The following is a 12,742-nucleotide window of genomic DNA, read 5'->3' as shown; positions in this document are numbered from 1 at the left end:
CGGTATTCGGCGCAAACAGCGGATGGCTGCCATGGACATTGAGTACATGGAGAGGGTGATACATGCTTAAAAAATGTTCACGCTCTCGCCCTGGCATGGGTGGCGTTCAATTGTATAAGGCTGCGTATATTAACCATAGTCAATGATGTATTAACAAATGAGATTAAATGCCCTCTAACTTGAACAGAATCAGTTTAAGTTAATCTTTGTCTGTACAACCTTCAGGCGCTATATCGCCAATGTCCCTGCTGCATGACACTGCCAAAGGAACATTGAAACCATTATTTAGATAGGGAAGTGAGGTCCACAATGGCCAACGGACACTTTTATTCAAGCCTGGTACGTCTTTATCACGCCACCTACGACCATCCCAAAGATGGAGAAGGTATTGGTTACTGGTCTTCCAAACTTGCCAAAGGCGAAATTACCTTTGAAGAAGTTGCAAAGTCTTTGATGGAGACTGACGCCTTCAAGGAGAAATACGGTGAAGACCTGACAAATGAAGAGTTTGTCACCGTACTATACCAGCAGGTACTGGGGCGTGAACCAGATGAGGCCGGTGTGGAATACTGGGTCCGTGTGCTGGAAGAAGGCAATTTGCGTCATGAAGTATTGTCCGATTTCGCTCAGGCGGATGAAGACGATGATGATATCGATGACGATGCGGACGATATCGATGACGTCGATGACACCGATGACACCGATGACACCGATGACACCGATGATGATGCAGACGATGTCGATGATGTCGATGATGCCGATGACGCCGACGACGCCGACGACGATGCAGACGATGCAGACGATGCAGACGATGCAGACGATGTCGATGATGCCGATGACACCGACGACGATGCAGACGATGTCGATGATGGCCTGAGCGATGAGCAAGAACTGGTCCTGCTGTACAACGCCATTTTCGACCGCGACCCGGATCAGGCAGGCCTTGGACACTGGATGGGCAAACTGGCCAGCTCCGATACCGACTTTGATGACGTTGTCGAATTTTTCATGGCGTCGGAAGAATTCACCAATCTTTACGGTGAGAACCCAAGCGATAGTGAATTCATTGAAGCACTATACAACAACACCCTGGACCGCCCCAGTGATTCTGCAGGCAAAGGCTTCTGGCTGGGCAAGCTTGCATCAGGTATGGCACGGGGTGAAATTCTGGAATCCTTCGCTACATCAGAAGAGCATGTTGAGATTGTACTGTCCGGCACGACCGGTGGCGTAGACGATATCATCGTCTGATCTTGGCTTTGCCCCTGCACCCCAAAGGAAAGCTTCGGCTTTCCTTTTTATATGCGTGTGCTGCCGTCGGACGGCCCCACAGTCTGTATGCCCCATGTAAAAAAGGAGGCCGGAGCCTCCAAAACGCTTACACATAACGGGATTCACGTGCGGCATCGCACGTGAGGGTTACAGCAGGTTGGTGCGGTACTCGGCGATCAAGCGAATATCATTGATCCGCGGAAGAACCGCCTCGTCGCCATTGGCATGGGCCAGGCGCATACGCAGCTTCAACCCCTTGGCCGCTCCACTCTGCAGGGTGTAGCTAGCATCAAAATTGGTCTCGCGACGCTGCCCATTGCCACCGCCAGCATGGTCGATATCCCAGGCTTCGGTATGACGCGCCATCAACGTCAGCCCCGGCACGCGAGGTACGTCATAATCGACCCGCAGTTGCAGGGACTGCTCGTCACGGGCATTGAAATCCAGCAGCTGTACGGCCCCCCAGGTGAAAAACTGAGTGTTGTCGGCCCCACCCCACTGTTGACGGTAGTCATCCTGCCCACCGACAGTCTGGTAGGCCAGCGTGTAGGCCCAACGGCCCGCAGACAGACGACCGGTCAGACCGGTCAAGTGACTGTCATAGTCACGGTTGGCGTACAGTTTGCCATCCGCTTCGCCGCGCATATGGGTCAGATCCAGCATGAGCCCATGCGCTCCCAGTTGGGTGGTATAGCGGGCGTTCAGGTAAAGCTGATTCAGGTAGTCCTCGGCCACGGCATACTGCACATGGGCACTGAGGCCATTGCCAAAGTCGTGGGTCGCGCCCAGTGATGCGATCGAGTAGGTCTCTCCCCCAGCGCGATACTGCTCAAAGGACTCGCTGTTGTTCATCGACGCACGGTCCGAGTACAGCGCATATACCTTGGACGGCCCCAAACGCAGCTCCGCGTGCGCGCCCTGGGTACTGGGCGCCGAAATGCGGGACGTCAGATCATTCAACAGTGGCGTCATCAAGATCATCCGCCCCAGCTTGATTTCCAGCTGTTCGGTCGGGCGCAGCTTGAGGTAGGCCTGCTCAAGCGTGGTGTAGCCGTCGCCTGAGGGCGTCAGTACATCGGACGGGTTTTCGGTCTTGTCCCCTTCCAGCTTGGCCACGTGCACGACCGACATGTCCACGCCCACCCGGTCATGCCAGTAAGGTGACAGCACCTCGATCCTAAACGCCTGACCGGCCGCAATGGTGTCCGGAATGCCCGTATCGAAGTCACGGTTCATGTAGAAGGTACGCAGGTCCAGATTGACCTGAGGGGCCATATCGGTTGCTGCCATGACCGGCAAGGCCGGCAGCAGGCTCAGAGCCGCCATTGCCAGCGGACACTTTCTTATTTTCATTGTATTACCTGTTTTATTATTCATGTTCAGGCTCAAGCACGAGCGGATCGCAGGGCGCAGCCTGCAAACCCAGAAAAGTCTAACCGGTCGTTGAGCAAAGGTGCTTTGAATTTCAGTGACCGGGCGGTACCTTCAAGAAAGAAACATTCTTCAAAAACACCATAAAGAAATAATTTTTCATATTAACGCCTGATACGCGCCTGGCATGCCAGCCCCGAAAACAGCAGAACGCTAGACGCATCACGCAGACACACGGCTTGCCGACGAAGCGGGGACATTCTAACGGCTCCAGGCCTGTGATTATGTAGCCAAATGAAAACACACAACCTCAAGAATTGACTTGAGACAAGTCTTGCGCTTGGCGAAGTCTCTCGATTGTTGCTACCATGCATGCAGGTTAGTTGGCCCGTTTTCAGCTGGCTGACCGCTTTCCAGCGAAAGAGTCTCTCTCGAAAAGGCAACGATCACATGATCGGCGCAAAGCCCAGGGCCTATGGACATGGCGGCCGGGTTACCGAAGGAGAGATTCGCCCTCACGGGTTGCAGGACAGACACCCCTGTAGAATACTGTACAAAACAACAGTACTCTACAGGGGTGTTTTCATGTCCGCTTCCAGCACTGTCCCAACCCTCCTTGCGCGGGCTGATATGGCGCCGGCTCGACTGGCCGTGCCACTGTTCCTGGAGTCCGTCCGGGCCGGCTTCCCCTCCCCCGCACAGGACTATGTCGAACGTACGCTCGATCTGAACGAGCTCTGCATTCAGCACCCATCCGCGACCTATTTCGTGCGCGCCGAAGGCGACTCGATGATCGAAGCCGGCATCTTCCCCGGCGATACCCTGGTGGTCGACCGCGCCTTGACGCCGACCCACAACGATATCGTCATCGCCAGTCTGGATGGCGAACTGACCGTCAAGCAGCTGCAGACCCGCCCGCGCGTGCGCCTGCTGCCACGCAACCGCGCCTACCCGCCCATCGAGCTGCATGATGACTGCACCCTGGACGTGATCGGCGTAGTCACCCATGTCATTCATCCGCTCCGGCGCCAGCGGTGACAGCTGTGTTCGCGCTGGTTGACTGCAACAATTTTTACGCCTCCTGCGAGCGCCTGTTCCGGCCGGATCTGCAGCAGCGCCCCCTGGTGGTGCTGTCCAACAACGATGGCTGCGTGGTGGCCCGCTCGCCCGAAGCCAAGGCGCTAGGCATTCCCATGTTTTGTACCACAGATAATGTAACTTGCCTGTTGCAGTCTTAAACCACCCTTTTATACTGAATAAAAATACAGTATTGGAGATTCGAGGGTGGAGTTCCTTCTTGCTACGTCAGAGTTTGAAATCAGGGGCCACTGCTATGAAGGGTTCCCGATTCTTCTCAAAGCCAATCATGATGTGTTTGTCGAAGGAATGGAATTTCTCGTTCATCACTGCTTAAAACGTGGAAGTGTGCAAAGCCGAGGTAGCTGGGAAACGTTTGGAAGAGATCTGTGTGATTATTTCGAGTTCATCGAAGCCAATGGGTTTGATTGGAGAGAGCTTGATCACCGAAATCACGAAACTCTGTTAGCCCTGTATCGGGACATTTCCTTTGATCGATTTAACCTCAATGCCTCAACCGTCAATCGACGACTTCATCTAGTAATCAAGTTCTATCAATTTGCTCTCAAGCAAGGTTGGGTAAGCACACTGCCTTACGACCTTGAGACAGTCAGAGTGAGGCAGACAAAGGGTTTCCTGACTCACACAGATTCCTCCGGGGGATATGCAGTAAAGCCGGATGTGCTGCTGAAAACCACGCCAACCAGGATCAAAGTCCTCAACAAAGAGCAGGTCGATGAGCTGCTCAAAACTATCAAGAACAAAACTCTCCGATTGATCGTTCGGTTGGCATTGCTGACGGGTTTGCGAAAAGAAGAGCTGCTGACGTTTCCAGTTACCTCTGTGTCGGCACCTCAGTCGGTCTCGGCCCGGAGTCATGTGAAGGTTGAGCTAGATCCCCAACAGATGAAAACCAAGGGAGACGTTCCACGGACGATCCATGTGCCTATTTCATTGATGGCGGATCTCTGGGATTACCTGATCCACGAACGTCATGAGACGATTAGACAGCGCGGGACGCACCCGAAGACGCTCTTTGTCACGGCAAAGGGAAAACCCTGGAGTATTCGGACCTCACTCAACAATCAACTGAACAGACTGGACTTATCGTTTGCCTGTCATCCCCATGTACTGCGTCATACCTATGCGACACACACCCTGAAATCGCTGATGACCCGCAAAAGCAATACGTTCAATCCGTTGCTCTATGTGAGAGATCGACTGGGGCACAGTAGCATCGTGACCACCGAAAAATACCTGCACTTTCTGGATGATATCGAAGACGATCTGCGCACCAGCTATCAGGAGGAAATTGAGGACACGGCCAGGGAGGTAGCCTGCGCATGAAAAAAGACTTTACGTTGGTGAGCCAGGAAACTGGGGTGCAGGACGCCGGCAAATCCACGAGTGCGGCGAAGGTCAGTATCGTCGATCAGATGATACCCTCAAATCCGGCAAACACCGTGGTTTCTTTTCCCGAAAGTGCCTCCTCTATAAGAACCGCTGACTTCGGGCCGTTTTACGGTCAGGGCTATGACGACATCACTGCGGCCTGTCAAAGTGCGATTGAAAAGCTGGTTGCTGAAAGCTTGGAGACGAAGGGTAACTCCCTGGCGGTTACAACCGTTGTAGGTTACTGGCTGTACGGTTTTCGCAAAGCTACGCCGTTTCTTTCTTTGCTTCATACAGCCAGTGGCAAAAACCTCTCCATGGGGGACCTGAACACCCATACAATCAATCAGTTCGTGCAGTACCTGAGAAACGAGCCCATCGGATACGTCACGCAAAAGAGCTATTACACGAAGGCCATAGCCCTGCTCAGAGCCTGTTATCGTTTCGGCTTTTGGCCGGAAGTGGATATTAAAACGGTGTGGCCAGCCAACCCCTTTCCGAACTCCAACAAGCGTTCCAAAGGTCAGAAAGCGCTCAGCAAGAACGAGAAACGCCGGGTGGTCAAAGCCCTGCGAAAAGAAATGGAACGGATCGTGGCACACTCTGAGCCGCTAGACAGCTACGATCTCGCGGTGGGTGTGCTTTCCATCGCATTGTCTACGGGTATGAATTGTACGCCCATTCTGGAGCTGGTGACGGACTGCGTGCAGCCCCACCCGTTAAAGTCCAACCTTCGGCTTCTGGTGAGCTTTAAGCGCCGTGGAAATGCCACTCAGGTTGTCGCCTTGAGAAAATCCGAGGAAGTGACCGAGATGGCCAGTATCCATTTGTACGCGGCTGATGCCATTGATCTGATCGTTGAGCGAAACGCGAGCATCCGACGCCAGTTCAGTGACCCGAATCGCTTGCTGGTTTATGAATCCACGAGCAAGCGTTACCAGCAGAAACCAGTCCGGCTGACCAAGAATATGCTTACAGAAAGAGTCAACAGGCTCGTTGATGAACACCAGCTCCAGACCGACGATGGAAGGCCGCTCAAACTGAATATTAGTCGATTGAGACAAACGCTCCTGAACCGCGTCTGGGAAATGTCTGGACAAGACCCTTTGGCGGCGGCCAGAACGGGCCGACACACCATCTCAACAGGGAACGCTCATTATTGGGAAGCTCCTCCGGAGGCCGAAACGAATATGCGGTTCTTGGGCGAGGCCCGCGTTCAAGAACTTCTCAGCGCATCCACCATCATCACCAGTGATCGGACCCCCGTGGCGTCCTGCCAAGATGCGCGGCGGGGTCATCGCGCTCCAAAAAACGGTGAGCCCTGTCAGGACTATTTAGGATGCTTCCGGTGCAAGAGCTTTGTCGTCACCGGCGATGACCTCTATCGCCTGTTCAGCTTCTACTGGGCCGCCCTGCGAAACTACGACAGCTTTGGTGGCAAGCGCTGGACCAAATACCTGAAGCAAGTCGTTCGGCTGATCGATGAAGAGATTGCGCCCCACTTTGATGAGACTCAGGTGAACGAGCAGCGCGAAAAAGCGAAGACGAATCCACACCCCCTCTGGCGAGACCTGAGCATGGCGAGGATGGTGATATGAGCATGGTATCCAAGGCAGTGGTGCTGGCCGACCGTCAACGGCTTCGGGAAGCCCTGCCGAGCGGCGAAGGCTTACTCGGCATTGTCACCACCGATCGGGCAGAGGGGGTACTGTATGTGCTGTCTCGCTACGAAGACATGGTTTGGTGGTTACCGAAGACCGGTTGCCCGACAAGTCTCGTGGACTGCAAGCGCAAGTTGGATTTTGCCCGCATCAGATGTAAACAACTCCGGTCCGAATCCAAAGCAGTCATGGCGAGACTGATCTGGGCAAACACGAAGTTAGCGGTCTCTACAGTTTCTGGCCAGTTCATGAAACTTGTGGTTTGGTTGAACTGGCTGCACGACCAGGGTATCCGAAGCCTTGCCCAAGTCACGCCTATGGTTGCAGACCGCTATGTTCAACACGTAAACCAGCTCACCTCACCTAACAGGATCGGTGGGCCTCTGGCTCCTGGCACGAAAGCACAACGACTCCTGGTTGTGGAGACGTGCTGGCGCCACCTGCTGGATACACCAAACGGTTTCGACCACCCCTGGCCCGAGAACTCCGCAAGTGCGCTGGCCAAATTGAAACAAGCAACTAAGCCGAAAACCGACATCATTCCGGAAGAGGTGCTGCACCCCCTCTTCCAACAGTCCGAATCCCTGTTGAGCAGGGCTACCGAGTTGCTGGGACATCGAGACGCGGTGGGCGACTATCAATTACGCTACAAAAACCTATCTGGTCAGATAAAGGAAAAATCTCGCTTCCTGAAAACCCGCGGCTGGGATCTGGGTTTTGGAGCCTTAAACAACGCCCTTCGCGAGCTGCGCGATGGTTGCTTCGTGATCATTCTGGCCACCACCGGCATCCGGGCTCATGAGTTGGGCAACATCAGGCGGGATCACTGGTACAGCGAGGTTCGGGATGGTGAGCGTTTTTACTTCCTCGGCTCGCGCTCGGATAAAACCCATGAGGGCGAAACGTCATGGCTGTGCCCCGAGATCGCCATTCACGCCGTGAAGACGCTCGAACGGCTTTCAGAGCCCTTGCAAATTGAGCTTGAACAGGCGCTGGAACATGCCATAGAAGTCGGTGATTATCAGGAGGTGACTCGCTTACAGGAGTGTTCCGAGTGTGTTGGGCTGACTAGAAGTATGAAAAAGGGTAATCCCATAAGCGTGATCAGTTGGCAATCATTGGATGATCGTCTGAAGAGATTTGCAACAGGCCTAAAGCTTGACTGGAAACTAGCATCGCACCAGTTTCGCCGTACATTTGCGAATTACGTTGTCCATCACAAGCTAGGCGACCTTCGGTACCTGCGAGACCACTTCAAGCACTGGAGCCTGGATATGACCATCTTGTATGTAATGAACGAGGCGCAGGATCTGGAGCTTTATGATGAAATCTATGCCGCATTTGAGGAAAAGCGTCAAGCCATCGTCGGTCACTGGCTGGAGCCGGACACACCGCTCTCCGGTGGCATGGGGGAGCATGTCCGTCAGATGCGAAGCCGTACCGAGAAGACTCGCACCTATAAAGATCGTCGGGAAATGGTTCAGGCCATCAGTGAACTGGTGTACTTGCGGTCCACAGGCATTGCCTGGTGCACCAATGACACCGGCATAGACTGTGCAGGTGGCCAGTGCGAGAACTGTGAGCACGGTTGCATTGACGATAACCACAAGCCGTTCTGGGAAGGCCTTTACCAGCAACAAATTGAGCTGCGCCAGATCGAGGATCTGGACGCCTCGGGATCGAAGACCGTCGAAAGGACCATGGATCGATGCGAGAAGGTCCTGGCCGATCTCGGCGTAGACATCAACCGCCTCAAGGAGCAATTGGCCGATGTCGAAACCATCTGAGTCAGAGACTCACAAACGAATCCGCATGGCCATCGTGCGACTGGAAAAAGGCCAGCCCAAGTTAGTTGAGAAAGGGCGGAAGGTCTCGGTGGCTGCCGTGGCTGAGGAAGCTGGAGTCAGTCGTGCCCTGATTCACAAAGACTATCCTGACTTGATGGAACGCATCCGGGGCAATGCCAACAAAGCGATCCAGAGCCAGCGTGACGAGAAGCATCTCCAGCTCAAACAGGAGCGCTTCAAGAATCGTCAGCTACGTTCAAAGATCGTGGATCTAACGGAGCAGCGCAATGCACTTGCCTCGAAAAACGCTACCTTGGCACTCGAAAACCGTCGTCTGTTGGCTATTTTAGAGAGTAAAAACGTGACAGTTTTTAGGGGGAAACCGAGTGAGTAGTGCTATACATATTTTGGCCGCCCGGTATTAAACAAAAGCGGACACTGCTCTAAGCGGAGTTTATGCCCGTAACGGGCTCCTTTGTAGACGCCAGTCATAGGGCGGGCTACTTGCATAGACGTTAAGTATTATTCAGCCCGTCGTTCTCTTTCCGCGCCTAGTAATGCCCGTTTTCGCTCCAATCCCCAGCGGTATCCGCCAAGACTTCCGTCACCCCTTAAGACCCGGTGGCAAGGAATGAGCACGCCTATACGGTTTTTTGCACACGCCGAAGCAACTGCCCTGACCGCTTTTGGCTTGTCGATTTGCTGAGCCACCTCGCTATAGCTGAGAACGTCACCTTCTCGGATGCTCAACAGGAATTGCCATACCTTCATTTGAAACGCGGTTCCCCGCATATCAAGCGGTAAGTCAGGCCTTGGGGCACCTTTGCTGATATGCTGATCCAAGGCTTCCATCCAGGCATCAAGTTCGGGGGCGTCTTGCGCAGGTGAAATGCTCAATTCGGCACTAGGGAATTCCCCTTTCAGGTTGGTGACCAGTGACACTTCATTATCACCGAATTGGACAAAACAGACTCCCTTATCCGTCGCTGCCATGGCCATCAGGCCAAGAGCGGTGTTTCGGCAAGCGTAGGTGATGACTTCACCAGCACCGCCTGCTCGGTAGGCCTTGGGCGTCATCCCGATATTGCGTGTCGCTTCACCGTAGACGCGGCTAATGGAGCCAAATCCCGAAGAAAAAATTGCATCGGTTACGCTGTCGCCTTCTTTCAAGGATTGCTTGAAATGCCGCATGCGAACCGCATCTTGATAGGCTTTAGGTGAGACGCCAAAGGCTTTTTTAAATATTCTTTGTAGCCTTGAAGGAGACAGCCCTGCTATCTCAGCCAAGTTAAATAGTGTTAGCCGCTCGTCGGCATATTCCTCAATATGACGGGCTACCTCCACCAATCGAGCTACTCGTGGAGTGCCTTCCGTCGCTTGGCAACGCTTGCAAGGCCTGAAACCAGCCAGCACGGCGCTTGCAATAGTTGGAAAAAATCTTAGGTTTTCGGGCTTGGCTGGGCGAGCGGAGCAGGATGGTTGGCAGAATACGCCCGTCGTGATAACGCCATAGAAAAACTGTCCATCGAAGGACTTATCCCTTGCTTGTATTGCTACTCGCATCAGCTGTTCAGATGGCATCGACATGACGTAACCCTTTGCTCGAATTTGACAATATGTAGTTGAACTGACTTTGCGAGGCGTATCTATCCGATTATTGCTGAGTAATTTCAAATCGAGCAATTTATTGCGTTAGGACACCCTGAGCAAGACAGAGCAGCGAAAGTGAATTAGAACGCAATAATCGGATGTTTTGAGTTTTGATCACCCCCTAAGCTGGTTACAACATGTATTAACTTGGACAGGCACTCACTATGACATCTTCAATAAACACCGCTATGGGCGCTCGTGAATGGGTAATGTTGATCGTTCTGTCCGTCCTGTGGGGAGGATCATTTTTCTTCGTCGGTGTAGCTGTTGCAGACCTGCCGCCACTCACAATTGTTACGCTCAGGGTAGGAATCGCTGCCATAGCGTTATGGAGCTTCGCGTTGGTCATGGGGTTGCGCCCGCCAAAGAGCTTGGGGGTTTGGGCGGCATTTCTGGGAATGGGGTTGTTGAACAATGTCATCCCCTTTGTCTTCATCGTTTGGGGGCAAACTCAAATTGCGTCTGGACTGGCATCGATCCTTAACGCAGCAACTCCGATATTCACTGTAGTTGTCGCTAGTATGTTCCTACCTGACGAGCGTGCCACGCCCTTGAAAATTGTAGGAGTAGTGGTTGGTTTTATCGGAGTAGTTGTGATGATCGGCTTACCCGCTATCGATGGCGACAACAGCCTGCTAGCACAACTCGCTATCATTGCTGCAACTGTGTCCTATGCGTTTGCTGGCGTGTATGGTCGCCGATTTAAGGCAATGACTATAAACCCTATGATTACTGCTGCTGGCCAGGTCACTGCATCAGCGCTCGTGTTGGCTCCAATCGCCCTGATCGTAGACGGTCCTCTTGATATTGCAGCGCCCAGCATGAGGACATGGGGCGCTATCGTTGGGCTTGCCGTCCTCTCTACAGCTGTCGCTTATGTTCTCTATTTCAAAATATTGGAGTCAGCAGGAGCCACCAACCTGCTACTAGTTACATTGCTGGTTCCTGTCTCAGCGATACTGCTCGGATCACTTTTCCTAAACGAATCACTGGAGGCTGTCCATTTTGTGGGAATGGCGCTGATTGCTCTGGGCTTATCTGCCATCGATGGACGGCTATGGCGGCGCAGCAAAATGGCAAAAGCCTAACGCCTACTGAACAGAAAAGGCATGCAGCGTGAATGCCAGCCGAAGTCATGAAACAACCTTCTGGAATTGCTCCGATACGCGTGACACGCCCTAGCCTCAAACTGAGTCCTTCGGATTCGGACCTGAACGTTCGCTTTGCGACCTTAACGGCCGAATTATGCTGGTAATCTACGGCCAGAACCGGCCAAAATATTGTCACATTATCAGAGTGAAAACCTGAAAAAGTGTAACTCCGACTCTTTTAAATCTTTTCAGTCACTTATAAGGTTGTTACATGTAACCACAGGACTAATAAAATGGGCGCTCCCGCATTTCGCTATGCCGAGCTCTTTCTGCGCCATCAAGTGACCGTGTTTTCATCTAATTATGCGCTTTACGCTGACATGTCGGCACGGGTGATGCAGATTCTGGAACAGCAGGCGCCGGCGGTGGAGGTGTATTCGATCGACGAGGCCTTTCTGGATCTGAGCGGCACCGACGCCCTGCTGACGCTGCCGGACTGGGCCTGTGCCCTGCAGCAGCAGATCCGCCAGTGGACCGGCATCGGCGTGGGCATCGGTCTGGCGCCCAGCAAAACACTGGCCAAGCTGGCCAACCTGGCGGCCAAACGCTGGCCCGCCACCGGCGGCGTGGTCGACTTGCGTGACCCAGCCCGGCAGCAACGCCTGATGACCCTGATGCCAATAGAGGATGTCTGGGGGGTGGGACGTCGGCTGGCACGGCGCCTGCGTGCCGAAGGCATCGACACAGCCCTAGCACTGGCCAAACAGGATCCGCGCAGCATACGTCAGCGCTACTCGGTGGTACTGGAGCGCACCCTGCGTGAACTGCGCGGCGAAGCCTGCCAGTCGCTGGAGGCGGTCAGCGCCCGTCAGCAGATCATCAGCTCACGCTCATTCGGCCAGCGGGTCGAGTCACAGGCATCCCTGCAGCAGGCGATCAGCCATCACATCAGCCGGGCCGCAGAGAAATTACGGGCCGATCAGCGCCTGGCCCGACAGCTCAGCATCAGCATTCGCACCGGCCTGTTCAACCCGCAGGAGCCAAGCTACAGCCGTCATGCCAGCGCTTGCCTGCCCGAACCCAGTGATGACAGTATCGAGCTGCTGCGGTTGGGCCGACGTCTGCTGCAACAAATCTGGCAGCCGGGCTACCGTTACGCCAAGGCCAGCGTCATGCTGAACGACCTCTACGACCGGAGCAGCGTCCAGCCGGACCTGTTTCAAACCGGCACACGCATGCACCCGGCTCTGATGCCGCTGCTGGATCAGATCAACCACAGTGGCCGCGGGCGCATTTTCTTTGCCAGCCAGGGCATCGACCCCGACTGGCAGATGAAGCGCGCCCACCTGTCACCGGCCTACACCACCCGCTGGTCGGACCTGCCGCGGGTACGTTGAGCGATTGCCCGATGCAACGACAGCTGAACACTATACAACCAGAA

10 protein-coding genes, 1 pseudogene and 1 riboswitch are annotated in these 12,742 nt (G+C 54.0%); of the genes and pseudogenes, 9 read left to right on the top strand and 2 right to left on the bottom strand.

What is annotated here, in order from left to right; translation table 11 throughout:
• Positions 1-309: 309 nt before the first annotated feature.
• On the top strand, positions 310-1,251 hold the full coding sequence (locus KTN04_RS15245; RefSeq protein ID WP_217336094.1) for a DUF4214 domain-containing protein: 942 nt from the start codon (positions 310-312) through the stop codon (positions 1,249-1,251).
• A 168-nt stretch (positions 1,252-1,419) separates the two neighbouring features.
• Here KTN04_RS15245 and KTN04_RS15240 read toward each other — a convergent pair whose 3' ends face one another.
• Positions 1,420-2,625, bottom strand: a complete 1,206-nt coding sequence (locus KTN04_RS15240) for an OprD family outer membrane porin (protein ID WP_217336093.1) — start codon at positions 2,623-2,625, stop codon at positions 1,420-1,422.
• A gap of 446 nt (positions 2,626-3,071) precedes the next feature.
• Positions 3,072-3,144: riboswitch (cyclic di-GMP riboswitch) on the top strand.
• Positions 3,145-3,228: 84 nt separating this feature from the next.
• Here KTN04_RS15240 and umuD point away from each other — a divergent pair.
• The 6 genes and pseudogenes from umuD (at position 3,229) to KTN04_RS15210 (ending at position 8,954) form a co-directional block, all read left to right on the top strand.
• Positions 3,229-3,681 carry a translesion error-prone DNA polymerase V autoproteolytic subunit gene (gene umuD, locus KTN04_RS15235; RefSeq protein ID WP_254262601.1) on the top strand — a complete coding sequence of 151 codons (453 nt, stop codon included), beginning with the start codon at positions 3,229-3,231 and terminating at the stop codon, positions 3,679-3,681.
• Positions 3,682-3,686: 5 nt separating this feature from the next.
• A pseudogene (locus KTN04_RS15230) lies at positions 3,687-3,839 on the top strand (Y-family DNA polymerase); the annotation flags it as partial.
• A gap of 88 nt (positions 3,840-3,927) precedes the next feature.
• Positions 3,928-5,067 carry a tyrosine-type recombinase/integrase gene (locus KTN04_RS15225; protein ID WP_217336092.1) on the top strand — a complete coding sequence of 380 codons (1,140 nt, stop codon included), beginning with the start codon at positions 3,928-3,930 and terminating at the stop codon, positions 5,065-5,067.
• The gene (locus KTN04_RS15220) at positions 5,064-6,710 is read left to right on the top strand and encodes a hypothetical protein (protein ID WP_217336091.1); all 1,647 of its coding nucleotides are present in this window, start codon (positions 5,064-5,066) and stop codon (positions 6,708-6,710) included. The genes KTN04_RS15225 and KTN04_RS15220 overlap by 4 nt, the downstream gene beginning before the upstream one ends.
• The gene (locus KTN04_RS15215) at positions 6,707-8,560 is read left to right on the top strand and encodes a tyrosine-type recombinase/integrase (protein ID WP_217336090.1); all 1,854 of its coding nucleotides are present in this window, start codon (positions 6,707-6,709) and stop codon (positions 8,558-8,560) included. Before KTN04_RS15220 ends, KTN04_RS15215 begins: the two co-directional genes overlap by 4 nt.
• Complete coding sequence (locus tag KTN04_RS15210; protein WP_022991563.1) at positions 8,544-8,954, top strand: DUF6262 family protein; 411 nt, start codon at positions 8,544-8,546, stop codon at positions 8,952-8,954. The genes KTN04_RS15215 and KTN04_RS15210 overlap by 17 nt, the downstream gene beginning before the upstream one ends.
• A 128-nt stretch (positions 8,955-9,082) precedes the next feature.
• On the opposite strand, the gene ada is transcribed toward KTN04_RS15210, so the two are convergent.
• On the bottom strand, positions 9,083-10,147 hold the full coding sequence (gene ada / locus KTN04_RS15205; protein WP_217336089.1) for a bifunctional DNA-binding transcriptional regulator/O6-methylguanine-DNA methyltransferase Ada: 1,065 nt from the start codon (positions 10,145-10,147) through the stop codon (positions 9,083-9,085).
• A gap of 272 nt (positions 10,148-10,419) precedes the next feature.
• Here ada and KTN04_RS15200 point away from each other — a divergent pair, with 272 nt between their 5' ends.
• Together KTN04_RS15200 and umuC are read left to right on the top strand one after the other, a co-directional pair.
• Positions 10,420-11,298, top strand: coding sequence for a DMT family transporter (locus KTN04_RS15200; RefSeq protein ID WP_254262600.1), 879 nt, complete (start codon positions 10,420-10,422; stop codon positions 11,296-11,298).
• 245 nt (positions 11,299-11,543) lie between these two features.
• The gene (gene umuC, locus KTN04_RS15195; RefSeq protein WP_328515992.1) at positions 11,544-12,698 is read left to right on the top strand and encodes a translesion error-prone DNA polymerase V subunit UmuC; all 1,155 of its coding nucleotides are present in this window, start codon (positions 11,544-11,546) and stop codon (positions 12,696-12,698) included.
• Positions 12,699-12,742 lie beyond the last annotated feature (44 nt).

The sequence above is a fragment of the Marinobacterium weihaiense genome, assembly GCF_019061305.1.
Classification (GTDB): domain Bacteria; phylum Pseudomonadota; class Gammaproteobacteria; order Pseudomonadales; family Balneatricaceae; genus Marinobacterium; species Marinobacterium weihaiense.
Note: the sequence above shows the minus strand (reverse complement) of the source record. Positions and strands in the feature narration are given on the sequence as shown.